The following is a 23,723-nucleotide window of genomic DNA, read 5'->3' as shown; positions in this document are numbered from 1 at the left end:
AGGTGCTGTACCGACCAACGGTCGGTACCTATCGCGTGCCCACCAACGGTGGGCACCTACCGATGACAGGCATCAGAACTTCGCGGTGAACTCCACACCGAACGTGCGCGGCTCGTTGAGGAAGCCGGTCAGGTTGTTGAAGTCGATCGCACCCACCACGCGCACCTGGTCGGTCAGGTTGCGGCCGTACACGGCCACGTCGTACTGGCCGTAATCCCAGTTGTAGCCCAGGCGCAGGCCGCCTTCCAGCGAGGAGCGGCTGCGGAACTCCGGCGACTCGTACAGGAAGAAGTTCACTTCGCTGCGGTAAGCCCAGTCGGTGTACACGTACAGCTCGCTGGCATCGCTGAGCGGGAAGCCGGCACGCAGGGTCAGGTTGTGGATCCACTTCGGCGCCTGCGGCAGCGAGTTGCCGTTGACCAGTGCATAGGTGGCGCCATCGATGACGGTGGTCGGGTCGGTGATGGTGCAGCCGCCACCGCAGATCGCCACCGCCAGGTCGCGGTCCTTGATCTCGGTGTCGTTGTAGCTGCTGCCCAGGGTCAGCAGCACGTGGTCGGTCAGATAGGCTTCGAAATCAAGCTCCACGCCCTGGCCGAGGGTCTTGTCGGCGTTGAGCAGGGTGGCGGTGTTGTTGCTGCCGCCCACGGCGATCAGCTGCTGGCCGTCCACGTTGTAGCGGAACACGTTGAAGCCCAGGCGGGCGCGGCGGTCGAACAGGTCGGCCTTGATGCCGGCCTCATACGAGATCACCTTCTCCGAGTCGGCCTGGGAGACGCCACCGAAGGCCAGGCGGCCCTGGATCGACGGAGCGCGGAAGCCCTTGGCGACGCGGGCGTAGGCGTTGAGGTTGTCGGTGATCTGGTACACACCGCTCAGGTCCCAGCTGACGTCGTTGACGTCGGTGTTGGCCAGGTACGGGCCGCTCACCGGGGTACCGAACGGCACGGCCTGCAGCACGCTGGCGCTGAAGTCCTTCTTGTCCTGCGTGTAGCGCACGCCACCGCGCAGCTTGAAGCGCTCGGTCACGTCGAAATCGCCGGAGACGAAGGCCGCCCAGGCCTTGTTGCGCTGGCTCTGCACGGCATGGCCGTTCTGCGGATTGCCCGGGGTCAGCGAGTCGTAGTTGAAGCTGTCGATGGTGACGTCTTCATCGAAGTAGAACAGCCCGGCCTGCCAGTCGAAGCGGCCCCATTCGTTGGATTCGATGCGGAATTCCTGGGTCCACTGGCGGTGGTGCGGCAGGCCGTCGGCCGACTCCGAGGCGAACGGGATGTTGCCCGGGCCGTAGTTGCCCGCGCCCAGGAAGCTGGCGCCGTAGCCGCCATCGATGTCGCCATGGTTGAGCGATTCGGCAGTTTCATAGCCGGTAATCGAGTGCAGGGTGACCCGGCCCAGGTCCCACTTCAGGCGCGCGCTGCCGCCCCAGGTTTCCAGCTCGGAGAAGTTCTGCCCGTCGGTGGACACTTCATCGCGGTCGAAGTTCTCGACCAGCTGGTTGGTGCCCGGCTTGAGGATGTTGGCGCGGAACAGGCGCGCGGTGCCGTTGAGCTTGCGCTTGTGCAGGTTGAAGAGCGCCTCGACATCATCGCCTTCGTACAGGAACTGCACGCGTGCGGCGGCTTCGTCATAGCCTTCAAAACCCTGCGCCGGTGCATTGGCGCGGGTGTTGGTGACCCAGTCGTCGCGGCGCTGGTACAACGCCGACACACGGGCCGACCAGCGGCTGGTCAGCGGGCCACCGTAGGCGGCCTGGGTGTTCCAGGTGTTGTAGCTGCCGTAGGCCACCTTGATGTAACCGTCGGCATCCTGCGAGGGACGTGCCGAATCGAACTTGACCACGCCTGCCGGGGTATTGCGGCCGAACAGCGTGCCCTGCGGGCCACGCAGCACTTCCACGCCGGCCAGGTCGAACAGCGGGAAGCCCTTCAGCAGCGGGCTTTCCTGCACCACATCGTCATACACCAGCGAGACCGGCTGCGACGCGTTGAGATCGAAATCGGTGTTGCCCAGGCCGCGGATGTAGAAGCGCGGGAAGGCACGGCCGTAGGAGGATTCGATGTTCAGGCTGGGCACGCGCGCGGACAGGAAACGGATGTCGTCGCCGGCGGAACCGAGCACGTCGAGCTTTTCACCCTGGATGGCCGAGATCGATACCGGCACGTCCTTGGCGTTCTCGACACGGCGCTGGGCCGTCACCTGCAGGGTATCCAGGGCGACCGGATCCTTGGTGGCGGGGGCGTCCTGGGCTGCGGCCGTCAATGGCAGCAGGGCGGCAAGGGCGATGGCGAGCGGATGCACGGACGCAGTACGGCCGTGGGCAGTGCGGTTCGGGAACATGGCGATTAGGCTGTGTTGGGAGGGGTGGTGGACCGGCGCTACCAGACAATTGTTGCAGTACAACAACAACGCCGCAAATCACGGCTATTCATTACTGGCGCTGAACATGGCGCTGGGGCCTCCCGCCGCCGTGGGGCAGGACCGGCCGGTTCGGCAGTGAAGGCGCGATTCTGGCTACGATCTGACCGCATCGCCTGCGCTGGACGGCCAGCGGCCGGCGCTACCGGTATGCTGGCGCCCTCAATGCCCATTCACTTTCTGCGATCCCGATGAAATCACTGCGCCGCACCCGTCTCACGCTGTCCGTTGCCCTGCTCGGCCTGCTGGCCGGTTGCGGCGGTGATCCCGTCCGCCCGACCCCGCCGCCGGTGGTCACCACGGTGGTACCGGCCAAGCCGGTCAAGATCGGCATCGCGCTGGGTGGCGGTGCGGCCAAGGGCTTTGCGCATATCGGCGTGATCAAGATGCTGGAAGCCAACGGGTTCGAACCGGTGGTGGTATCCGGTACCAGCGCCGGCAGCGTGGTCGGTGCGCTGTATGCCAGTGGCATGAATGCCTTCCAGATGCAGTCCAAGGCGGTGGCGCTGGATGAAACCAGCATCCGCGACGTGCGCCTGTTCTCCGGCGGCCTGGTGCAGGGCCAGAAGCTGCAGGACTACGTCAACGCGCAGGTCGGCAACCGCCCGATCGAGAAGTTCAGCAAGCCGTTCGCGGCCGTGGCCACCCAGCTGGAAACCGGCGACCGCGCGATCTTCGTGCGTGGCAATGCCGGCCAGGCGGTACGCGCCTCCAGCAGCATCCCCGGCGTGTTCGAGCCGGTGAAGATCGGCAAGGGCAACTACATCGACGGCGGCGTGGTCAGCCCGGTACCGGTGGATGCCGCGCGCCAGCTCGGCGCCGACTTCGTGATCGCCGTGGACATCTCCAGCAAGGCCAGCGGCAAGGCGCCGACCGGCATGCTCGGCATCGTCAACCAGTCGATCTCGATCATGGGCCAGCGCCTGGGCGAGCAGGAACTGGCGCGCGCGGACATCATCATCCGCCCGAAGGTGCTGGACATCGGCGCGGCCGATTTCAGCCAGCGCAACAACGCGATCCTGGAAGGCGAGAAGGCCGCGATGGCCGCGATGCCGCAGATCCGCGCCAAGATCCAGCAGTTGCAGAAGGCCCGCGCCGCTGCACTGGCGCCGCCGCCGGCCAAGCCCAGGTGCGATGAACCTTCGCGCATGGGCAAGTTGATGGGGCGCAAGGAAAAGTGCGAGGGCTGAGGGCCGGCGCTACCCGCTTCATTCCAGCTGCGACAACGGCAGCGCGCGGAAATCCTTCACCGTGCGCAGCACGAAGCTGGAGTTCACGTCGGCCACCCCTGCCGCGTTGAGCAGCTTGTCCAGCAGGAAGCTGGAGAAGTGCGCCAGGTCGCGCACGTAGATGTGCAGCAGGTAGTCCATGTCGCCGGTGAGCGCGTGGCAGGCCACTACTTCATCCCACACCAGCACGCTGTCGGCGAACACGCCGATGGCATGCTGGTCGTGCTTCTCGAGCTGGACGCGGACGAAGGCCTGCAGACCCAGGCCGATCAGGCGTGGCTCCAGCCGTGCCCCGTAGCCGGCGATCACCCCTTCGTTCTCCAGCCGCTGCACGCGGCGCAGACAGGCCGACGGCGACAGGTTGACCCGGGCGGCGAGCTCGGCGTTGGTGGCGCGGCCGTGCTGCTGGATTTCGGCCAGCAGGCGCAGATCCGTGCGGTCGAACTGGTTATCTCCGGCCATTGTTGCTCCGCAACATGAGGTGGACGCAAGGATATTGCGCCAATCCAGCGTATCCGTGCAACTTTGCAATCCTCTTGCGCGCGCCCTGCCCTAGCATCGTGGGATGACTTCCCAGGAGACCACCACGATGGAAACCGCCACCACCCCGCGCCGCGTCGAACACCAGCAGACCGACAAGGGATACGTGCCGGTCTATACCACCGCCCTCGTGGAACAGCCTTGGGACAGCTACACCGCCGACGACCACGCCACCTGGAGCACGCTGTACCAGCGCCAGCGTGAGCTGCTGGTGGGCCGTGCCAGCAAGGAGTTCCTGCAGGCGCAGGACGAGATGGGCATGAGCGCGCACATGATTCCGCGCTTCGACCAGCTCAACGAGGTGCTGGGGGCCGCCACCGGCTGGACCCTGGTGGGCGTGGAAGGGCTGCTGCCGGAACTGGATTTCTTCGACCACCTGGCCAACCGCCGCTTCCCGGTGACCTGGTGGATCCGTCGCCCGGACCAGATCGACTACATCGCCGAACCGGACATGTTCCATGACCTGTTCGGGCATGTGCCGCTGCTGATGAACCCGGTGTTCGCCGACTACATGGCCGCCTATGGGCGCGGCGGCGTGAAAGCGCATGCGATCGGCCCGGAGGCGCTGCAGCACCTCACCCGGCTGTACTGGTACACGGTGGAGTTCGGGCTGATCAACACCGACGAAGGCCTGCGCATCTACGGTGCCGGCATCGTGTCTTCAAAGGGCGAATCGCTGTACTCGCTGGAGTCGGACGCGCCGAACCGGATCGGGTTCGACCTGGCGCGGATCATGCGCACCAAGTACCGCATCGACACCTTCCAGAAGACCTACTTCGTCATCGACAGCTTCGAGCAGTTGATGCAGGCAACCTCGCCGGACTTCACCCCGATCTATGCCTCGCTGGAGCAGCTGGAACACCTGCCAGCCGGTGACGTGCAGGACGGCGACACGGTGTTCCACACGGGCACCGGCGAAGGTTGGGCGGACGGCGGCGACGTGTAAGGGATACGGCGGTGGTGCGCAGTCGCGTACCGCCGCGCTCTGCTAAGGTCGAACGCCCGATCACCCGCGGCGTTCAGTGCCCATGCCCCTTTCAGCGCTCCGCATCGTAAGCCTGCACTTCGACGATACCCACCTGCACCTGCAGTTGGCCAATGGCCAGCAGCTCAGCGGATTCCTCACGCAGAACCCGCGTTTGAAGGAGGCCTCCGACGAGCGGCGCGCACAGTGGGTGCTGACCGACGATGGTTTCGGGGTCAACTGGCCAGCGCTGTGCCCGGTATCGCCGACCGGCACGATCTACGCGCTGGACCTGCTGTGGGATGCCCGCTACGACAACGCACTGAAACGCCTGCACGCCTTGGACTGGAACCTGGATGCGGTGTCCCCGCAAGACCAGCAGCTGGTCGCGCTGTGGCGGATGGAGGCCGACATCAACAATGGCGGTTTCATGCAGTTCCTGTGCAACTGGGGTGACCGCACCTGTCAGCTTGCCCTGCAGGCGCTGGGTGACATCGGCGCGGTGCAGACACGCGCCGCGCTGGCCGGCATGCGTGGGTTGCTGGATCGTTTCGAAGACGATCCGGCAGTCACCGAGCTTGCCGATCTATACGGCGCGATGACGGAGCTGGAACAGCAGACACTGGGAGCATTTGAGGAAGCGTACTACGCGCGGCCGGAGGATCTGGCGCGGCTGGGATTGCTGCATTTCGGCCCCGGACCGACCGACGACACGGTATGAAGCGCATGCGCGCATCGGTTTCCTTTCAGTGCCTGCCCTGGTCAGCGCGGATACGCCAGCAGTACCACCAGATCCGCGTCACCGCGCTGCTGCAGCGCGTGTGAGCTACCGGTGCGGGTCAGCAGCGCATCGCCTGCGCCGACGTCATGCCGCTTCCCATCCAGCACATAGCTGCCCTGCCCGCTGACGATGTAGTAGATCTCATCCTTGTGCTGCGGATGCAGGCCGATGCCCGCGCCCTTGTGCAGTACACGCTTGCGCAGCACGAACGGCAGGTCGGTGTCTTCGGCAAAGAAAGGGTACGCCGTGGTCGGCCCTGCCCCGCCATGCGGACCTGGCTGGGTCACCGCGATGTCGCGTTCGTGGACGACGCGCGATGGTTTCACCACCTCACTGCCCTGCCCTGCGCGCACCTCGCAGTCGATATCCCGCGTTAGTGCGGCCTTGAGGTCCGGGCGCAGCGCCACCCAGTCGCGCATCACCAGGCACGCCACGGCGTTCGCGCCGGCCACGCTGAAGTGCGTGCCATCGGCCTTGTTCTGCTCGGGGACGAACAGGAAATACGGGCGCGCGCCCTGCTCGCCCAGCGCGCGGATCCAGCGGCTGGAACTGTCGTTGAGATCGATCAGTGCAACCTGTTTGCGTGCGGCCAGCTGCTTCATGGCCTGGGTGTACAGCGCATGCGTATCCAGCAGCGAACCGAAGTCGTACAGCAGCCGCGCCACCGGGGTGATCAGGACCGGCGTGGCACCCTTTTCGCGGGCCAGCTGCACATAGCGCAGCAGGTACTGCGGGTACTCCGTGGCCGGGTCGGTATAGCGCGTGGGATCTTCGCGCTTGGCATCGTTGTGGCCGAACTGGATGAGCAGGACGTCGCCGCGCTGGAGTTCGGCGGCAATCGCGTCCAGGCGCTTCTCATCGATGAAGCTGCGCGTACTGCGCCCGCCCTTGGCGTGGTTGCGCACGTCCCACACCGCCGGATCCAGATAGCTCTGCAGGGCCTGGCCCCAACCGGCCTGCGGTGCGCGCTCCGGGCCGTATTCGGCTGCGGTGGAGTCACCGGCGATGAAGATGCGTTGCGGGGCGGCATAAGCGGTGCTGACCAGCAGCAATGAGCACAGCAGCAAGCGCAGCATGAAGAAGTCCCGGTAGAGCCGAGCCATGCTCGGCTGCTCTTGTACGCCTGTTCGCGTGGGCCAGCACGCTCCCCACGCGTGGGAGCGTGCCGGGGTGTGGCTTATCTCGCCAGCCAGCCGCCATCCACCGGCAGCACCGCGCCGTTGACGTAATCCGATGCACTGGACGCCAGGAACACCGCCGTACCGCCAAGGTCCTCCGGGGTGCCCCAACGCGCGGCTGGAATACGCGCCAGGATCGACGCGTTGCGGTCTTCGTCGGCACGCAGCGCGGCGGTGTTGTCGGTCGCCATGTAGCCGGGCGCGATCGCGTTGACGTTGATGCCCTTGTTGGCCCACTCATTGGCCAGCAGCCGGGTGATGCCGGCGATGCCGCTCTTGCTGGCGGTGTAGGACGGCACGCGGATGCCGCCCTGGAAGGACAGCATCGAGGCGATGTTGATGATCTTGCCACGGCCCTGCGCGATGAAGTGCCTGCCGGCCGCCTGCGAGATGAAGAAGGCGGACTTGATGTTGACGTTCATCACGTCATCCCAGTCCTGCTCGCTGAAATCCACCGCGTCGGCGCGGCGGATCAGCCCGGCGTTGTTGACCAGGATATCCAGCCCACCCAAGCCTTCGATGGTTTCGCGGATCACCCGCTCCACCGGCTCGATGCTGATCAGGTTGGCTTCGATGGCCAGGCAGCGACGGCCCAGCGCGGTGATCTTGGCGATGGTCTCGGTGGGCGGCGCGATGCCGGCCACGGCGACGTCGGCGCCGGCCTGTGCCAGCGCCACCGCGATGCCCTGCCCCAGGCCGGTATTGCCACCGGTAACCAGGGCGACCTTGCCTTCCAGACTGAACGGATTAGCCATTGCGTATGCGGTCCTTTTCCAATGCGGAACAGGCACCGCCCGCGTGCAGCGGACGGTGCGCGGTGGGTTACTTGAGCTGGCAGATGTCCAGCACGTGCATGTCGGTGTAATCCAGGTTCTCGCCGCCCATCGCCCAGATGAAGGCGTAGTTGCTGGTGCCGGCGCCCATGTGGATCGACCACGGCGGGGACACCACCGCTTCGTTGTTCTGGATGACGATGTGGCGCTGCGCGTCCGGCTCGCCCATGAAGTGGTAGACGCGGTCGTTGGCGCCCAGGTCGAAGTAGAAATAGACCTCGCTGCGGCGGTCGTGCAGGTGCGGCGGCATGGTGTTCCAGACGCTGCCCGGCTTGAGCACGGTCAGGCCCAGCAGCAGCTGCGAGGACTGGCAGGTGGCCGGCACGATGTACTGGTAGATGGTGCGTTCGTTGCTGGTTTCCAGCGCGCCACGCTCCAACGCGACCGCGTCCTTGATCGACAGCTGCTTGGTCTCGAAGCGCGCGTGCGCCGGGGTCGAGGCCAGATAGAACTGGGCCGGGTTGGCCGCATCGTCGGAGGCGAACACCACCTCCTTGCTGCCCATCGCCACGTACAGGCCATCCTTCGGGCCGAGCGTGAACACGGTGCCATCGACGGTGACAGTGCCACCGCCGCTGCCGACGTTGATCACGCCCAGTTCGCGACGCTCCAGGAACGGGTGGCCAGCGGCCGAGGCCGGCTCGGTCTGCACGGGCAGGGCCAGCGGACCAGTGACCGGGGCGGCACCGCCGAGCACGAAGCGCTCGTAGTGGGTGTACTTCAGCGTCACCGCATCGGCGTTGAACAGGCCGTCGAGCAGGTACAGCTCGCGCAGGTCGTCATTGCTGGCGCCCTTGATGGCGTCGGGATGGGTGGCGTAGTGGGTTTTGCAGTACATGGCGTCTCCAGGGCAGGGGTGGGCCGACGGGTCGGCCCCGGCGCGATTTCCGATCATTCTAGTCAGTTAGGAAACCGGTGTCATTTTGCAGCGCACGATGGGCCGGATGGCCCGGGGGCGGGGTCAGGACGGAAAAGGCGTCACGACCAACGGTCGTGACCTACCGAGGATTACCCCCGTAGGGGTTAATCCTCCGGCGGCTGGCAGGAATCGCGCACGATCAGGTGCGGGCGCACGCTGGCAATCTGCAACGCGACCTGGGCCTCGGGCTGGATCAGCATCGCCGCGGCGGTGCGCCCGGTGTCGCGGGTATGCCGGCGCACCGAGGTCAGCGAGGGCCACAGGCGCGAGGCCAGCGGGCTGTCGTCGTAGCCGATGATCGACAACTGGCGCGGGATGTTGATGCCCGCGCGCAGCGCCACTTTGTAGATGCCGGCGGCCATTTCATCGTTGCCGGTGAAAATCGCGGTCGGGCGCTGCTTGCCGAGCAGCAGCTTCTCGGCCGCGGCCACGCCGGATTCGAAGGTATAGCCAGCCTCGACGATGCGCCCCGGCGGCAGTTCGATGCCACGCTGGGCGAGGGCGTCGATGAAGCCGGCGGTACGCTCATGTGCCGAACGGTAGGCGCTCGGGCCGGTGACCAAGGCGATATCGCGGTGGCCGAGCGAGAGCAGGTAATCGGCGGCTTCGGCAGCGCCATCGCGGTCATGGGTGACCACCATCTGCGAGGTGTCATCCAGCGGCAGCGCGGCGATGCGGGTGAAGCGGCAGCCGATCTCATCCAGCATGTCCACCAGCGCCTGGTCTTCGGAGGCACGCGGCACCAGGATCACCCCGTGCAGCTTCTGCTGCTGCACGAAGCGGCGCACGCCCTCGATGTAGCCGGGGCTGCGCGAATCGCAGGGATGCACCACCAGCTCGAAACTGGAGCCGCGCAGCGCGTCCAGCGCGCCGTACTGCATGTCCACGATGTACTGCGCGGTGGGGTTGTCGTAGACCATGCCGATCAGGAACGAACGCCGGAACGCCAGCCCGCGCGCCAGCGGATCGGGCGAATAGCCCACCTCACGCATCAGCGCCTCGACCTTCTCACGGGTGTCTTTGCGCACCAGCGGGGAGTTGTTGATGATGCGCGAAACGGTCTTCTTGGAGACCCCGGAAAGACGCGCGATGTCGTTGATCGTGGCGGCCTTGCCCTTGGTCAATCCATGCGGCTGGGTCGGATCGGTTTTGCTGCGCAATGACATGTCGTTCGAACCGGGATGAGTCGGGGGATTCTAGCGGGCCGTTCAATCCAGGGCCCGATAGCGGAAATGGCGGAACCGCACCTGGCCGTTGCCCGCCGCATACAGCGCCGGCTTCAGGGCCAGGAACCTGCCCGCCACATTGTGATGGTAGCCGGAGACTTCCATCTGAACCGGGTACTTCTGCCAGGTCCTGCCGTCGGTGCTGGAGTGGACGGTGACGATGTGGCGGTTGTTGGTCACCCGCAGCCACAGCCGCCCGCCGGTGGCACTGGGCGCCAGCCGGGCAGGGCGCTCTTCCCCGTAGCGGTGCAGGATGAAGGCCTCACCATTGCTGCCCACCCCGGCGTACAGGCGCTCGCTGTAGAACAGCAGGGCACCGCCGACCGCGCCGGGCGCGATCTCCATCTCGACCTCGAACTGGTAGGCCGGGTCGCCGGCGATGGCGGTCAACGGCGAGGCATCGCGCGGGGTGTCGCCCTTGCCCTGCAGGGCCAGGCCATCGCCGGCGAAGTCCAGGCGCTGGTACTCGTCCTGGGCAGGATTGAAGAACGACCACTGCGCGCCCAGCGCCGGGCCGCTGAAGTCATCCGAGAGTGCCATGCCATGCGGGCCAAGCGCCTTTCCCGCCGGCTTGGCCAGCGGCTGGCCCAGATCGCCGCCCTTGGCCACGAACCAGCCATCGTCGGTCCACTCGATCGGCTCCAGCAGCGCCTGCCGGCCCAGCGTCCAGAAGCCGTTCTCGTAACCGTGGTACATCATCCACCAACGCCCATCCGTGCCCTCGATGACGGTGGCATGGCCACGCGACCACCACGGCTCGGCGGCCGAACGGGTGCGGGTGATCGGGTTGTTCGGCGCGTTCTGCCACGGCCCATGGATCGAGCGCGAACGCGCGGTGATCACCATGTGCCCGGTCGGCGGGCCGGCGGTGCCGCCCACGGCGGTGGTCATGTAGAACCAGCCATCGCGGCGGTGGATCTTCGGGCCTTCCTGCGCGTAGGCCTCCACGTCCCAGCTTTGCGGATACTGCCAGCCGTCGTAGACATGCCGCGGCGTGCCGACCACGCTGAGACCGTCGTCAGCGAGCTGCACGTAGTCGCCGCCACTGAGGAACAGATAGCGCTTGCCGTCCTCGCCGACCGCATGGCCCGGATCGATGTACCTGCCCAGGCCGATATCGATCGGCTCGCTCCATGGCCCCGTGATCCGGTCGGCCCAGACCACGAAGTTGCTGCGCCCGGTGGCGGTGCGTGCCGGGAAGTAGATGAAGTAGCGGCCATCGTGCTTGACGATGTCCGGGGCCCAGATCGCACCCACGTTGCGGGTGATCGCATGGCCCAGCGGCTGCCAGTTGACCAGGTCACGCGAATGCCAGATCGGCAGGCCGGGGTAGGCATCGAACGAGGACAGGGTGAGGTAGTAGTCCTCACCGTCCTTGAGCACGGACGGGTCCGGGCGGTCACCGGCCAGCACCGGATTAAGGAACGTCCCATTGCCGAGATCGGCCTGGCGCTGGTGCTCGATGCCGCGTTTCCAGGCCGGCGCCGCGCCGGGTTCGGCGGCGTGGCCGGTGCCGGCCAGCAGCAGGCAGCCTGCAACGATGCCGGCCAGCAGGTGGTGCAGTGTCATGGTCTGTCTCCAGTAGGCGGCCGACGGCTCAGCTGCGCAGCAGCTGCGGCAGCCACAGCGACAGCTGCGGGAAGAAGGTCACGATCAGCAGCACCGACAATGCCGCGAACCAGAACGGCCAGATCGAACGCATGCTCTCGCCGACACTGATCTTGCCGATCGCCGTGCCGATGAACAGCACCGATCCCACCGGCGGTGTGACCAGTCCCAACCCACCGGTGAGCACCAGCACCAGACCGAAGTGGATCGGGTCGATGCCGTAGGCCTTGGCCACCGGCAGGAAGATCGGCGTGCAGATCAGGATCATCGGTGCCAGGTCCATGAAGGTACCCAGCAGCAACAACATCACCACGATCATCAGCAGCACCATGAAGCGGCTGTGCGCGAACGACTGCAGGAAATCCACCGCCGCGGCAGGCACTTCCAGGTAGGCCAGCAGCCAGCCGAATACCGCCGCAGTGGCGATCACGAACAGGATCACCCCGGTGCTGCGCGCGGCATGGGTGACGGTACCCAGGAACGCACGCCAGTTGAGCTGGCGGTACAGCACGCTGGTGACCAGCAGGGCGTACACCACGGCGATGGCCGCACTCTCCACCGCAGTGAAGATGCCGGCACGGATGCCCACGAAGATCAGCGCGACCAGGCCCAACCCGGGCAGGGCGGAGACCAGCCGCAGCAGCACCGCGCGCATGCCCGGGAACACTTCCACCCCGTAGCCCCGCTTTCGCGCGACCGCGTAACCGGTGACCATCAGCGCCACCGTCATCAGCAGGGCCGGGGCGATGCCCGCCGCGAACAGATCGGCGATGGACAGCCCGCCACCGGCGGCAGCGGAGAACAGGATCAGGTTGTGCGAAGGCGGCACCAGCAGCGCCACCAGCGCGGCGGTGATGCTGACGTTGACGGCGAAATCGCGGTCGTAGCCGCGCTTGACCATCTGCGGAATCATCGTGCCGCCCACCGCCGAGACATCGGCAATGGCCGAGCCGGACACGCCGCCGAAGAACAGCGAGGACAGGATCGAGACCTGGCCCAGGCCACCGCGCAGGCGCCCCACCAGCGCCGAGGCCAGCGAGATCAGGCGTTCGGAGATGCCGCCGCGCATCATGATTTCACCGGCAAAGATGAACAGTGGAATCGCAATCAGCGAGGCCGAGCCGGTACCGGCGGAGATCTGCTGGACCAGCACCAGCGTGGGCAGGTCCAGATACCACAGCGTGGCCAGCGCGGCAGCGGCCAGGGCATAGGCCACCGGCACGCCGAGCAGCAGCAACAGCGCGAAAACCATGAACAGGATCGTGATACCCATGACTCAACGGTCTCCTTCAGCAGCGACGTCGGCCGGCGAGATCGCCTGCACCATCTGGTTCAAGGCGAACAACGCCATCAGCGCGCCACCGACGGCCAGCGGCAGGTAGTTGATGCTCTGTGGCAGCGGCGCGCCGGCGGCTTTGATGTCCAGCCCATCCAGCAGCAGCACCGCGGCCCACCAGGCGATCACCACGCCGATCACCGCCACCACAAGGGCCGAGAACAGGTCCACCGCGCGGCGCACGGCCGGGTGCAGGCGCTCGGCCAGCAGGAAGAAGCCGAAGTGGCGCCGGGTGTGCACACCCGTTGCTGCGCCCAGGCTCATCGCGGTGGCCAGCAACAGCAGCGTGACCGGCTCGGTCCAGCTCGGCGAATCGTTGATGACGTAGCGGGCAAACACCTGCCAGCCCTGCACCACCACCAGCCCGAGCAGGGCCAGTACGGCGATGTGGATGGCGACCTCGGCAATGCCGTTGAGCAGGCGCTGCGGCGCGCTGGGAACGATCACGGTCAGTTCGGAAACGGGTTCGGACATCGCGGCAGACCTCAGGCGAAGTCGCGGATGCGACGGGTGAGCGCGGCCAGGTCCGGCTGCTGCAGGTACTGCTGCAGCAACGGATCGGCGGCCTTGCGGAAGGCCGGCATGTCGACCTCGTTGAAGCGGATGCCGAAGTCGGCCACGGCCTGGCGTGCGCTGTTTTCCGAGGCATCCCACTGTTGGCGCATCACGGTGACCGACTCCCGCGCGGTTTCCAGCAGCAGCTGGCGGTCGGCCGGGGTCAGCGCGTCGAAGCTGGTGCGCGACATCAGCAGCACGTCCGGCGCATAGGAGTGATCGCTCTGCGACCAGTAATGCGCGGCTTCGAAATGACGGCTGGAGTGGAAGCTGCGCATGTTGTTTTCCGCACCGTCGATCATGTGCGTTTCCATGCCCGAGAAGGTATCGCCCAGCGACATCGGCGTCGGGTTGGCCCCGAGCAGGCGCATCAGCTGGATGAAGATGTCCGAGGACGCCACGCGCAGTTTCAACCCGTGCAGGTCGCGCGGTTCCACGATGGGATGCTTGGTGTTGTAGAAGCAGCGCGCGCCGGAATCGTAGATTGCCAAGCCCACCAGGTCGCGGCGTTCAAAGCCGCCGAGCACCGCATCGGCGATGCCGCCGTCGAGCGCGCGGCGCATGTGCGCCACCGATTCGAACACGTACGGCAGGCACAGCGCCTGAGTCAGCGGAAAGGCGTTGTTGAGCGCGCCGGAGTACACCCGGGTGATGTCGATGGCGCCGAAGCGCGCCATGTCGATCGCCTCCGATTCGCGGCCGAGCTGGCCAGAATGGTACTGGCGCAGCTTGAGGCGGCCGCCGGTCTTTGCTTCCAGGGTCTGCCCGATCCATTTCACCGCGGTCACGGTGGGGTAGTCGGCCACATGCACATCGGTGGCGGTGAGCAACCGCGTGCCGTCGGCAGCGCTGCCGGACGGGCGCGAACACCCCGCCAATACCGGCGCGCTGAGCGCGCCGAGGCTGGTACTGAGAAACCTTCTGCGAGTAATCATCTGCGCCCTCCCAAGCGTACTCGCCATGTCCGCCCGGCTTACCCGGCGGCGATGGCCCTGCAGGTAATGTCGCCGTAGCCGGCGAAACGGATCAACGCCTGTTGGCCCACGGCGATGTCATGGATGCCGGTGGCATTGCCACTGGCGATCAGGTCGCCGGCCTTGAGCGGCCGTCCGCGCTGCGCCGAGCGCGCCAGTGCGAACGCATACGCGGTGCGCAGGCCACCGGGCAGCAGCGTCGCGCCACCGGTACCCACCACCGCCCCTTCGATTCGGGTTTCCGCACGCAGGTCGGCATCGTCCAGCGCGGTCCAGTTGGGGATCTCCGCGCCGAGCACCAGGCCGTTGTTGTTGCCGAAATCGGAGACCACCACGCGCGGCCCGAGCTGATTGATGGTGGCCAACGGGCTGCTGGCCACTTCCACGCCGATGAACAGGCGGGCGGGCAGGGCTTCGGCCTGTTCCGGGGTCCAGTGCAGCTGGTCGGCCGGTGCGTCCTCGAGCAGCTGGATCACGAACTCGGCCTCGACCGCGCCGAAGCCGCCGACGAACACCGGGATATCCACTGTTCCACCGGTAGCATTCCAGAGCCGGCGCGCGAAGATCGGGCCCAGCAGGCGGTCGTCGCCGGAACTGTCGCGGCGTTCGGCGGCGATGTAGCCCACCTTCCAGCCGACCACGGTGTCGTCCCACAGGCCGATCGCCAGGTCCTGCACGCGATAGGCGCTGACCAGGTCGGACGGTATCTCGCCGGGAAAGTCGGGCAGGGCGCGGCCCTGCTGGCGGGCGCTGACGAAGGCCTGGGCGATATCACCCCAGCCCGGTTCGGGCAGGTCCTGTGTGCCGTGGTCGTTGCTCAAGCGGGTCTCCCGGTGAATGGTGCGCTGCCCATCGACAGCGCCTGGATGAGCTGTATATGGTAAACCGGTGTCATTGGCAATGTGCAGCGCGTCAGAATCGGGCACGATGACGGTGCGCCTCATCCACAAAGGACTCCTCGATGCCCCGCGTTCCGTTGAAGTTGCTGGCCTGGCTGCTGCTGTGCGGCGCCCCGCTCCTGCTGCAGGCCGCGCCGCGCAGCGTGCCCGATACCGAACCGGCACCGGGCAGTGCCGAGCGCATCGCGCTATGGCCGGCCGGCCAGGTACCGGGCGAGCAGGGCCCGCCGCGGGTGCCCAACGTGATCGAACGCAGCAGCGATGCCGCGCTGCCCGACCGCTACATCGACGATGTCGACGCGCCCTACCTGGTCGCCTACCGTCCCGCCCATCCCACCGGCACTGCGCTGCTGGTGATTCCCGGCGGGGGCTACCAGCGCATCGTGCTCGACAAGGAGGGCACCGCACTGGTGCCGGACTTCGTCGAACGTGCGGGCATTACCCTGTTCGTGCTGCGCTATCGGCTGCCAGCCGGGCGCAGCGACCGCCAGGCCGCGCTGGCCGACGCGCAGCGTGCCCTGCGTGTGATCCGCGCCGGTGCCCGCCGCTGGCAGCTGGACCCGGGCCGCATCGGGGTGATGGGCTTTTCCGCCGGCGGCCATATCGCGGCCCGGCTGAGCACCGGATTCGATCTGCCGGTGTATCCCGCACGCGATGCCATCGACGCGCAGTCCGCGCGCCCCGACGTCGCGCTGCTGCTGTATCCGGTAATCGACATGGGCCCGCACTCGCACACCGGCTCGCGCAAGCGGCTGCTCGGCGAGCATCCCGATGCCGCGCTGGTGGCCCAGTTCTCGATGCAGGACCACGCGCGCCCGGACATGCCGCCCACCTTCCTGGTGCACGCGCAGGACGATACGGTGGTGTCGGTGCGCAACAGCCTGGCCTACTACCAGGCGCTGGTGCAGGCCGGCGTGCCCACCGAGATGCATCTGTTCGCCCACGGCGGACATGGCTTCGGCGTGCGTATTCCACCCGGTTCGACCACCGCGCAATGGCCGGCGCTGGCGCTGCGCTGGATCGATGCGCAGGCCGTAGGAGGCCGCCGATGAGCGATGCGCCCAGCGACCTGCAACGCCGCCGCTTCCTGCAGGACAGTGCGCGCTATGCCGCGCTGCTCGCGGCGGGCAGCCTGCCGCTGCTGTCGGCGGCGGCCATTGCTGCGCCCGTGTCGCAAATGGGCACAGCGCCGGTGGTGCAGGTCCGCAGCGGCCGCCTGCGCGGGGAACTGCAGCAGAGCGTGAACGTGTTCCGTGGCATTCCCTACGGTGCCGACACCCGACCCCGACGCTTCCAGCCGGCCTTGCCGGAGCTGCCGTGGCGCGGCATTCGCGAGGCACGCCGTTACGGCGACGCCGCACCGCAGACCGGCAGTGACGGCCCCGGCAGCGAGGATTGCCTGTATCTCAACGTGTGGACCCCCGCACTGCGCGACAGCGGCAAGCGGCCCATCCTGTTCTACATCCACGGCGGCGCCTACAACAACGGCTCAGGCAGTGACCCGCTGTACGACGGCAGCGCGCTGTGCCGGCGCGGCGACGTGGTGGTGGTGACGGTCAACCATCGGCTCAATGTATTCGGCTATCTGTACCTGGCCCAGCTCGGCGATACGCGCATGGCCGATTCGGGCAATGTCGGCCAGCTGGACCTGATCCAGGCGCTGCATTGGGTACGCGAACATGCCGACACGTTCGGCGGGGATGCCGACAACATCACCGTGTTCGGTCAATCCGGTGGCGGCGCCAAGATCGCCACGCTGATGGCGATGCCCGCCGCGCGCGGGCTGTTCCAGCGCGCCTGGACCATGAGCGGCCAGCAGGTCACCGCCGCCGGGCCGCGCGCGGCCACCCAGCGCGCGCGCATCGCGATGCAGGCGGTGGGCGCGCGTGATGTCGAGGCCCTGCGCAGCATGCCGATGGCAGCGCTGCTGGCGGCCACCCGCGCGCGCGATCCGTCGCGGGTGGAAGACACCGGCCTGTACTTTGGCCCGGTGCTGGATGGCGGCGCGCTGCCGGTGCATCCGTTCTGGCCCGAAGCCGCTGCGCAGTCCGCGGCGATCCCGATGGTGATCGGCAACACCCGCGATGAGACCCGTGCATTCCTGGGCCACGATCCGGCCAACTTCGCCCTCACCTGGGACACGCTGCCGGCCAAGCTCGAACAGCAGCAGTTCGTGGATCTGCTGCCGGCCACGGTGATCGCCGCCTACCGGCGGATGTACCCGCACTACACGCCTTCACAGGTGTTCTTTGCCGCCACCACGGCCGGCCGCTCCTGGCGCGGTGCGGTGGAGGAGCTGGAAGCGCGTGCACGCCAGCGCGCGCCCACCTGGGCCTACCAGCTGGATTGGGGCTCTCCGCTGGACGGTGGCCGGTTGGGCGCGTTCCATACGCTGGATATCCCGTTGGTGTTCGACACCACCACCCAGGCCGGCTCACGCACCGGCTCGGGCGCGGACGCCACGCGCATGGCAACACTGATGAGCGAGGCCCTGCTGGCCTTCGCCCGGCATGGCGATCCCAACCATGCCGGGCTGCCGGCGTGGCGCGGCTATTCGCTGACACGCCGCGAAACGATGCTGTTCGACCTCACCCCACAGCTGGCCGATGACCCGCGCGGCGGCGAGCGCGAACTGTATCGGCAGGTCCCGTTCGTACAACGCGGAACGTTCTGAGCGCGCACGTGCAGCAATAGGCAATTCCAACTGAAACACGCGATCTGATCACTACGTCGCGGATCGTGTGGCGATTCAACGTGAATCCGGTCAAACATGTTGTTAACCCCGATCGCCTAGACTGCAGGCATGCAAGCCACCTGCACGCCGTTTCCTCCGTTCCATGGGCGCGATCGACTGATCGCCGCCATCGACCACGCGGTGCAGCACGACGATCCACATCGGATCGCCACCACGTTGCGCCAGGCGCTGCGCGAGGCCATCGCCGACAGCCGCATCCAGCTGCCGGCCTGCGTGCACCGCCCGATCAGCGACCACTACGCCCGCCGCGAGCTCTACCGCAGCAGCGCACACGGGTACAGCATCGTGGCGATGAGCTGGGGCCCGGGGCAGGGCACGCCGCTGCATGACCACAGCGGGCTGTGGTGCGTGGAAGGGGTGTGGCTGGGCCAGCTGGAGATCACCCAGTACCGCCTGCTGCACCGCGACGGTGAGCGTTTCAACTTCCGCGCCGAGCCGGCGATCGTGGGCGACTGCGGCAGTGCCGGCAGCCTGATTCCGCCGCACGAGTACCACACCATCCGCAACACCAGCGAAGAAGAACTGGCGATTTCGGTGCATGTCTACGAAGGCGAGATGACCCGCAGCGCGATCTTCGAGCCCGAGGGCGAGGGTTGGTACCAGCGCCGCGTGCAGGCAATGGAAACCGACGCCGCGTAAGCGGTAGTGCCGAGCCATGCTCGGCAACAACATCCGGAGCAAGGCCAACGGATAATCCACCGACGCCCCCGGAGCCCCAGATGTCCACCCATCCCTTCCAACAAGTCAACGTTTTCAGCCCCGATCCCCTCAGGGGCAATCCGCTGGCGGTAGTACTAGCGGCCACCACCATCGACCCTGCACGCATGGCCGCGTTCGCCCGATGGACCAACCTGAGCGAAACCACCTTCGTGCTGCCGCCCACCGATCCGCGTGCGGACTACCGGGTGCGCATCTTCACCACGCTGGAAGAGCTGCCCTTTGCCGGTCACCCCACTCTCGGCAGTTGCCACGCGTGGCTGGCGCACGGCGGGGAGCCCAAGGGCGAACAGATCGTGCAGGAATGCGGTATCGGCCTGGTGCACATTCGCCGCAGCGCTGCCGGCCTGGCGTTCCTGGCACCGCCCTTGCTGCGTGGCATGCCACTGGAACCGGTGCTGCGCGAGCGCGTGCGCTGCGGGCTGGGCCTGTCAGCCGAGGACGTATTGGATGCCCGCTGGGTGGACAACGGCACCGGTTGGCTGGCGCTGCGCCTGCGCGACCGCGCCACGGTGCTGGCACTGCAGCCGGACTATGCGCAGCTGGAAGGCCTGAAGGTCGGCGTGTTCGGTGCCTGCCCGGAGAACGACGCGAGCGGGGCGCAGTTTGAAACGCGTGCCTTCATTGCCGGCGATGGCGCACCGGAAGATCCAGCCACCGGCAGCCTCAACGCCGGAATCGCGCGCTGGCTGCAGGCCGAAGGGCAGACCCCCGACCGCTACGTGATCAGCCAGGGCACGGTGCTGGGCCGCGCCGGCCGGCTGCAGGTCGAGCGTATCGGCGAGGACCTGTGGATCGGCGGCGACTGCGTGACCTGCATCGAAGGCACGGTGACGCTGTAAGGCCCCGCGCTACAGCGCCACCCGGTTGTTCAGCTGGGTCACCTCGGCGCTGCCGTCGGCCAGCAGCACGCGCACGCGCAGACCGCGACGATCACCGGCCGGCAGCGGCAGGCCCACGGTGTGCGTGACCGGCAGAAGATCGCGCGGCGCGGCCAGCGCAGGCACCTCGATCCGCGCGACTTCGCGGCCGTTGGCATCCTCCAGCACCGCCACGCCCACCGGGGTGGCCACATGCCCGAGGCTGTGCACGGTCACCTGCACCTGGCGACCTTCCACGCGCACATCGCCGCGGCCGATGCCCAGGTCCGGGCGCAGCTCCGCCGGTGTACCCGCCTGGACCAGTTCGAACTCGAACACCTGGGTCTGACCGGGCGGGAAGCGCAGCGTCGTGGAGGCGCTGCGTTCCAGGTTCAGCTCATGCACGCTCGGCGTGCCGTCGATGCGGTCGTCGCCATCGCGATCGACGCCGCTGCGGACCTGCCACCGGCCGGCGGTGACATTCCACGTGCTCATCTGTGCCTCCAGCGCGCGCGGCCCCAGGTTGTAGGCCATCACCGTGAAGCGCTCCGGCGAGGGCGCATGCACCAGCAACGCCACCTGCTCGGCGGCATCGGGCTGGGCGAAGCGCCAGCTCACCGTATGCCCGGGCCAGCTCTGGTTGCGCTTGAGCGCGATGCCGCCCAGCCGCGCGCGCTGCAGGAATTCGCTGGGTGCCTCGACCCGGTCGGACCACCAGTGGCCCTCGGTGTTCATGTACTCACGCTGCGCCTTGGCCTGGATGCCCTCGGCATGCAGCGCTTCCAGGTAGGCCTTGTTGCCGGTGGCCTGCCACGCCATCAGGCTGGCGAAGCCGGTGTTGCCGGCGTCGGCATCGGCGATCAGGCGTGGGTTCCACACCGCGCCACGGCCGAGCACCTCCACGTAGTTCTCGCCCAGGTTGGACAACGCACCCGGGCCGCCGCGCTCGACCCGGTAGTCCAGCGCCTGGAGGTACTTGTCGTCACCGCTCCAGCGCCACGCGGCCCAGAACGTGTGCATCACATCGCCGCCGCCGGAGCCGTTGTTGAGCTCGCCGCCGCGGGTCTTGCCGGTGGCCCAGTGAATCTCGTTGGGCAGCGTCCAGCGCCCCTTGTCATCGGTGTAGGCGTGCGCCAGGTAGCTGTCGGCCAAACCGGTGACCAAAGCACGGCTGGTGGCATCGGCGTTGTACTGGCCGACCAGGAACGCCGGATGCAGCGCCGGGAACGAGTACGGCTTCTGCCACTGCCAGTTCGGCTCGCGGTACACCTTGTTGCCGCCATACCAGTTGCTGGAGAACAGCAACTGGCCCTGCGGATTGGGCAGGATGATGCGGTCGTTGAACGCCTTCACCGTTTCCATCAGCCGCTCCACGGTGAGTGGATCGCCCCAGTTGAGGTAGAGCATGGCGCTGTTGGTGTTGATGCCTTCCTCGTAGGCGTGCAGCTCGTCGGTCTCGATGGTGCTCAGGCCATGGCTGAACATGCCATTGCGATACACCGCATCGGACAGTGCGGTGAGCGAGGCATTGAGCTTGTCCGGTTGCACGCCCATCAGCGCCAGCCCCGGCCACTGCTGGGTGAGGTCGGAATCATCGGAGATGCCACCGCCGAAATCGCCGTAGGCGATCTGGCGGTGGTCGATCCACCAGTCCACGAAGCGGCGCACGTACTTGAGGTCTTCGGTCTGGCGGAACGCCCACAGCGGCACGCCCTTGGGCGCCACCGGCTGGGTGAACGGGGACCGGCCCTGGCTGTTGTAGCTGATGTAGTTCCAGTAGAGACGGCCGAGTTCGTGGTCCGGGTCGACCCGCAGCAGGTCGGTCAGGTCCGCATACACGCGTGCGTACAGGCGCTGGCGTTTGGAGGTGGTGTGCTCTTCCACCAGGAAGCCCCAGTTGTCGCGGACCTGGTTGAAACGGTCGGCGAGGTGCTCTTTCTTCGCTTCGGCGCGGTCCTTGTAGACCATGCGGATCTCCGCGCCGTCCAGCGTGGCGGCGTTGAAGCCCGGTGCGGCCGAGGCGAGGGTGATCCACAGGCTGTCGGCAGTGAGGATGCGGTCGCGCAGGTCCAGCCACAGCGTGCGCTTCTCGCCGGGCTTGACCGACACCGACACATCGATCATGTCGCGCGCGGGCCAGATCGGGTCCTTGATGCGGAGGTTGAGCGGGATCAGCCCGTCGTGGGTGGCCGGCAGGTCCAGCGCGGGCAGGTCGATGGCCACGCCATCCAGACCATCATGCATGTTCTCCCAGCTGTAGGCCCAGCTGCGGATCAACGGTTGCGCGGCCGGTGCATCACCGACCCCAGAGGGAATCAGCACGTGCACGATCGGCAGCGGCTGTGCGGGCAGGGTATCGGCGCTGCGGCGGCGTGTGCCGGCCCCCTTGGGCAGCGCCATCACGGTGCTGCGTTCGGCGGCCGGGTAGCGGCCGTCGATATAGGTGCGCAGCGTGGCGATGTTGAGGTAATCCGGCAGCGCCTGGCTGTCGATCAGATAGCGCTGTTTGACCGTACCCGCAGGTTCCGGCGCATCGCTGACCTGGTAAGCCCAGATCTCCTGGATCGGGGTTTCCTGCGCGGTATTGCGGAAGTGCAGCACGCCGCCGGTCTGCGCGGGAATGGCATCGACGCTGCGCACCACGCCCGGCCCACGCTGCAGCAGCGTCTGTGCGGGCTGGCCCTCGCGGCTGTGGCTGAGCGAACCAAACGCCGCGCCACGCACCTCGATGCGATTGACGGTTTCGCCATCGGGCACGCTGAGGTCAAGCTGCTGGCCGCCGTCAACATAGGTATTCCAGTCCGGCAGCTGGAAGTAGTCGTTGCGGCCGGGCAGGCGTGAGCGGTTGTAGACACCCGGCCAGGTGGTTTCGGCAATGCCGTCGGTGGCCTTCCACATCCACTGCTTGTGGTCTTTGGTGTCGGCGAACTCGATCTTGCGGATCGTGGTGGTCGCTGCGGTCAGCGCGGGCGGTGCGGTGCTGTCCCAGCCGAAGCGGTGGCGCCATGCACGCATCGGATCGGGCGCTGCCACGGCCGTTTTCGGTGCCGCGTTGTTGGCCAGCGCGGCCATGCCGGCCGGATCGAGCAGACGGTCGTAGACGCGGATCTCGTCCAGGTCGCTGCCACGCAGGAAGTTGTAGCGGCTCTGTACCTGGTAGGGCGCCATCACCCGGCCGGCCAGACCAAGCTGGTCGAGCGCGGCGTCGTAGTCGGCAGTCGCGTCCTGGCGGGCGACTTCCCTGCCATCCGCATACAGGCGCACGCCATGGTCTTCATCCCAGCCGAAGGCGATGTGCTGCCAATGCCGGGGCGACGGGTTCTGTTTCAATTTGAACGAGATGCGGGTACGCGCCAGGTTGGCATCGGTGACGAATGCATCGAAGCCGTGGCCATTCCAGTCGATGCGCAGCCAGGCCATGTCCCAGCTGCTGTGGTCGGCGTAGCCCACGCGGAAGATCACGAACGGCGCTTCACCCACCGCGTAGCGGGGACGCCAGAAGAAGCCGAGCGTGCCGCGCTGGGCTTGAATGTTGCCCGGTGCGTTCCACGACAGCACGCCATCGTCTTCCCACTGGATGGCCGCACCGCGCGCGCCATCGGGCACGCGCGTCACCTTGTCCTGGAAGTTGGGCACCGGATCGCCCCGTGCGGTGTCCGCGGTGAAGCCGCTATCGGCCGAGACGTGGAACAGCAGCTGCGGTGCCTGCGGTGTCGCTGCGCCCGTGCCACCTGCGAACACCAACAGCAGTAGGGCGACAAGACAACGGCGAGGACCGTGGAAACGGACAGCGTGCAACGGCATGGCAGGTTCCTTTCGACAGCGCAACGGTACAGCGATGGAACGCGGAGCCTGATGGCCAGCAACGCACGCTAGCAAAGCCAGGGTTCCCCAACATCTTGCGACGCAGCAGCGGCGGCGCGATCGCGCA

General features: G+C 67.1%; 19 protein-coding genes. 7 read left to right on the top strand and 12 right to left on the bottom strand.

The window, feature by feature from the left end; translation table 11 throughout:
- Window positions 1-72: 72 nt before the first annotated feature.
- Window positions 73-2,340 (bottom strand): TonB-dependent receptor, encoded by a 2,268-nt coding sequence (locus tag AC3IPM_RS00260; protein ID WP_489301934.1) that lies wholly within the window; start codon window positions 2,338-2,340, stop codon window positions 73-75.
- A gap of 269 nt (window positions 2,341-2,609) precedes the next feature.
- Between AC3IPM_RS00260 and AC3IPM_RS00255 the strand changes: the two genes are divergently transcribed.
- Window positions 2,610-3,608, top strand: coding sequence for a patatin-like phospholipase family protein (locus AC3IPM_RS00255; RefSeq protein ID WP_489301933.1), 999 nt, complete (start codon window positions 2,610-2,612; stop codon window positions 3,606-3,608).
- 18 nt (window positions 3,609-3,626) lie between these two features.
- Here the strand turns inward: AC3IPM_RS00255 and AC3IPM_RS00250 are convergent, their stop codons facing one another.
- A complete protein-coding gene (locus AC3IPM_RS00250) occupies window positions 3,627-4,109 on the bottom strand; it encodes an Lrp/AsnC family transcriptional regulator (protein ID WP_489301932.1) in 483 nt (160 codons plus the stop codon).
- A 127-nt stretch (window positions 4,110-4,236) separates the two neighbouring features.
- Between AC3IPM_RS00250 and phhA the strand changes: the two genes are divergently transcribed.
- The gene (gene phhA / locus AC3IPM_RS00245; RefSeq protein ID WP_489304230.1) at window positions 4,237-5,133 is read left to right on the top strand and encodes a phenylalanine 4-monooxygenase; all 897 of its coding nucleotides are present in this window, start codon (window positions 4,237-4,239) and stop codon (window positions 5,131-5,133) included.
- Between the two features lie 82 nt (window positions 5,134-5,215).
- The gene (locus AC3IPM_RS00240; protein ID WP_489301931.1) at window positions 5,216-5,872 is read left to right on the top strand and encodes a DMP19 family protein; all 657 of its coding nucleotides are present in this window, start codon (window positions 5,216-5,218) and stop codon (window positions 5,870-5,872) included.
- Window positions 5,873-5,913: 41 nt separating this feature from the next.
- Here the strand turns inward: AC3IPM_RS00240 and AC3IPM_RS00235 are convergent, their stop codons facing one another.
- The 9 genes from AC3IPM_RS00235 to AC3IPM_RS00195 form a co-directional block, all read right to left on the bottom strand.
- Complete coding sequence (locus tag AC3IPM_RS00235; RefSeq protein WP_489304228.1) at window positions 5,914-7,008, bottom strand: GDSL-type esterase/lipase family protein; 1,095 nt, start codon at window positions 7,006-7,008, stop codon at window positions 5,914-5,916.
- Window positions 7,009-7,109: 101 nt separating this feature from the next.
- The gene (gene kduD, locus AC3IPM_RS00230) at window positions 7,110-7,865 is read right to left on the bottom strand and encodes a 2-dehydro-3-deoxy-D-gluconate 5-dehydrogenase KduD (RefSeq protein ID WP_489301930.1); all 756 of its coding nucleotides are present in this window, start codon (window positions 7,863-7,865) and stop codon (window positions 7,110-7,112) included.
- Window positions 7,866-7,932: 67 nt separating this feature from the next.
- Window positions 7,933-8,781, bottom strand: coding sequence for a 5-dehydro-4-deoxy-D-glucuronate isomerase (gene kduI / locus AC3IPM_RS00225; RefSeq protein ID WP_489301929.1), 849 nt, complete (start codon window positions 8,779-8,781; stop codon window positions 7,933-7,935).
- 185 nt (window positions 8,782-8,966) lie between these two features.
- Window positions 8,967-10,028, bottom strand: coding sequence for a LacI family DNA-binding transcriptional regulator (locus tag AC3IPM_RS00220; protein WP_489301928.1), 1,062 nt, complete (start codon window positions 10,026-10,028; stop codon window positions 8,967-8,969).
- A gap of 42 nt (window positions 10,029-10,070) precedes the next feature.
- Window positions 10,071-11,657, bottom strand: coding sequence for a family 43 glycosylhydrolase (locus AC3IPM_RS00215; RefSeq protein WP_489301927.1), 1,587 nt, complete (start codon window positions 11,655-11,657; stop codon window positions 10,071-10,073).
- 28 nt (window positions 11,658-11,685) lie between these two features.
- The gene (locus AC3IPM_RS00210; RefSeq protein WP_489301926.1) at window positions 11,686-12,969 is read right to left on the bottom strand and encodes a TRAP transporter large permease; all 1,284 of its coding nucleotides are present in this window, start codon (window positions 12,967-12,969) and stop codon (window positions 11,686-11,688) included.
- Between the two features lie 3 nt (window positions 12,970-12,972).
- Window positions 12,973-13,506 (bottom strand): TRAP transporter small permease, encoded by a 534-nt coding sequence (locus tag AC3IPM_RS00205; RefSeq protein ID WP_489301925.1) that lies wholly within the window; start codon window positions 13,504-13,506, stop codon window positions 12,973-12,975.
- Window positions 13,507-13,517: 11 nt separating this feature from the next.
- On the bottom strand, window positions 13,518-14,522 hold the full coding sequence (locus AC3IPM_RS00200; protein WP_489301924.1) for a TRAP transporter substrate-binding protein: 1,005 nt from the start codon (window positions 14,520-14,522) through the stop codon (window positions 13,518-13,520).
- Window positions 14,523-14,560: 38 nt separating this feature from the next.
- Window positions 14,561-15,382 (bottom strand): 2-keto-4-pentenoate hydratase, encoded by an 822-nt coding sequence (locus AC3IPM_RS00195; protein WP_489301923.1) that lies wholly within the window; start codon window positions 15,380-15,382, stop codon window positions 14,561-14,563.
- A 140-nt stretch (window positions 15,383-15,522) separates the two neighbouring features.
- On the opposite strand from AC3IPM_RS00195, the gene AC3IPM_RS00190 reads away from it, so the two are divergent.
- The 4 genes from AC3IPM_RS00190 to AC3IPM_RS00175 all read left to right on the top strand — a co-directional run bounded on the left by AC3IPM_RS00190 (window position 15,523) and on the right by AC3IPM_RS00175 (window position 19,774).
- A complete protein-coding gene (locus AC3IPM_RS00190) occupies window positions 15,523-16,512 on the top strand; it encodes an alpha/beta hydrolase (RefSeq protein WP_489301922.1) in 990 nt (329 codons plus the stop codon).
- Entirely contained in the window at window positions 16,509-18,134 is a 1,626-nt protein-coding gene (locus AC3IPM_RS00185; RefSeq protein WP_489301921.1) for a carboxylesterase/lipase family protein, read from the top strand. Before AC3IPM_RS00190 ends, AC3IPM_RS00185 begins: the two co-directional genes overlap by 4 nt.
- A 129-nt stretch (window positions 18,135-18,263) precedes the next feature.
- Window positions 18,264-18,854, top strand: coding sequence for a cysteine dioxygenase family protein (locus AC3IPM_RS00180; RefSeq protein WP_489301920.1), 591 nt, complete (start codon window positions 18,264-18,266; stop codon window positions 18,852-18,854).
- Window positions 18,855-18,934: 80 nt separating this feature from the next.
- The gene (locus AC3IPM_RS00175; RefSeq protein ID WP_489301919.1) at window positions 18,935-19,774 is read left to right on the top strand and encodes a PhzF family phenazine biosynthesis protein; all 840 of its coding nucleotides are present in this window, start codon (window positions 18,935-18,937) and stop codon (window positions 19,772-19,774) included.
- Between the two features lie 9 nt (window positions 19,775-19,783).
- Here AC3IPM_RS00175 and AC3IPM_RS00170 read toward each other — a convergent pair whose 3' ends face one another.
- Window positions 19,784-23,596 carry a LamG-like jellyroll fold domain-containing protein gene (locus tag AC3IPM_RS00170; RefSeq protein ID WP_489301918.1) on the bottom strand — a complete coding sequence of 1,271 codons (3,813 nt, stop codon included), beginning with the start codon at window positions 23,594-23,596 and terminating at the stop codon, window positions 19,784-19,786.
- Between the last annotated feature and the right edge of the window lie 127 nt (window positions 23,597-23,723).

The sequence above is a fragment of the Stenotrophomonas sp. GL_111 genome (genome assembly GCF_057835245.1).
The sequence above is the reverse complement of the archived record's forward strand: the minus strand, read 5'-3'. Positions and strand labels throughout refer to the sequence as shown.

Coding starts and splice junctions, on each gene's coding strand:
- AC3IPM_RS00240 (WP_489301931.1), top strand. CDS start 5,216: ATGCCCCTTTCAGCGCTCCGCATCGTAAGCCTGCACTTCGACGATACC.
- AC3IPM_RS00180 (WP_489301920.1), top strand. CDS start 18,264: ATGCAAGCCACCTGCACGCCGTTTCCTCCGTTCCATGGGCGCGATCGA.
- AC3IPM_RS00200 (WP_489301924.1), bottom strand. CDS start 14,522: ATGATTACTCGCAGAAGGTTTCTCAGTACCAGCCTCGGCGCGCTCAGC.
- AC3IPM_RS00255 (WP_489301933.1), top strand. CDS start 2,610: ATGAAATCACTGCGCCGCACCCGTCTCACGCTGTCCGTTGCCCTGCTC.
- AC3IPM_RS00175 (WP_489301919.1), top strand. CDS start 18,935: ATGTCCACCCATCCCTTCCAACAAGTCAACGTTTTCAGCCCCGATCCC.
- AC3IPM_RS00205 (WP_489301925.1), bottom strand. CDS start 13,506: ATGTCCGAACCCGTTTCCGAACTGACCGTGATCGTTCCCAGCGCGCCG.
- AC3IPM_RS00185 (WP_489301921.1), top strand. CDS start 16,509: ATGAGCGATGCGCCCAGCGACCTGCAACGCCGCCGCTTCCTGCAGGAC.
- kduI (WP_489301929.1), bottom strand. CDS start 8,781: ATGTACTGCAAAACCCACTACGCCACCCATCCCGACGCCATCAAGGGC.
- AC3IPM_RS00210 (WP_489301926.1), bottom strand. CDS start 12,969: ATGGGTATCACGATCCTGTTCATGGTTTTCGCGCTGTTGCTGCTGCTC.
- AC3IPM_RS00170 (WP_489301918.1), bottom strand. CDS start 23,596: ATGCCGTTGCACGCTGTCCGTTTCCACGGTCCTCGCCGTTGTCTTGTC.
- AC3IPM_RS00215 (WP_489301927.1), bottom strand. CDS start 11,657: ATGACACTGCACCACCTGCTGGCCGGCATCGTTGCAGGCTGCCTGCTG.
- kduD (WP_489301930.1), bottom strand. CDS start 7,865: ATGGCTAATCCGTTCAGTCTGGAAGGCAAGGTCGCCCTGGTTACCGGT.
- AC3IPM_RS00260 (WP_489301934.1), bottom strand. CDS start 2,340: ATGTTCCCGAACCGCACTGCCCACGGCCGTACTGCGTCCGTGCATCCG.
- AC3IPM_RS00250 (WP_489301932.1), bottom strand. CDS start 4,109: ATGGCCGGAGATAACCAGTTCGACCGCACGGATCTGCGCCTGCTGGCC.
- phhA (WP_489304230.1), top strand. CDS start 4,237: ATGGAAACCGCCACCACCCCGCGCCGCGTCGAACACCAGCAGACCGAC.
- AC3IPM_RS00190 (WP_489301922.1), top strand. CDS start 15,523: ATGCCCCGCGTTCCGTTGAAGTTGCTGGCCTGGCTGCTGCTGTGCGGC.
- AC3IPM_RS00235 (WP_489304228.1), bottom strand. CDS start 7,008: ATGCTGCGCTTGCTGCTGTGCTCATTGCTGCTGGTCAGCACCGCTTAT.
- AC3IPM_RS00220 (WP_489301928.1), bottom strand. CDS start 10,028: ATGTCATTGCGCAGCAAAACCGATCCGACCCAGCCGCATGGATTGACC.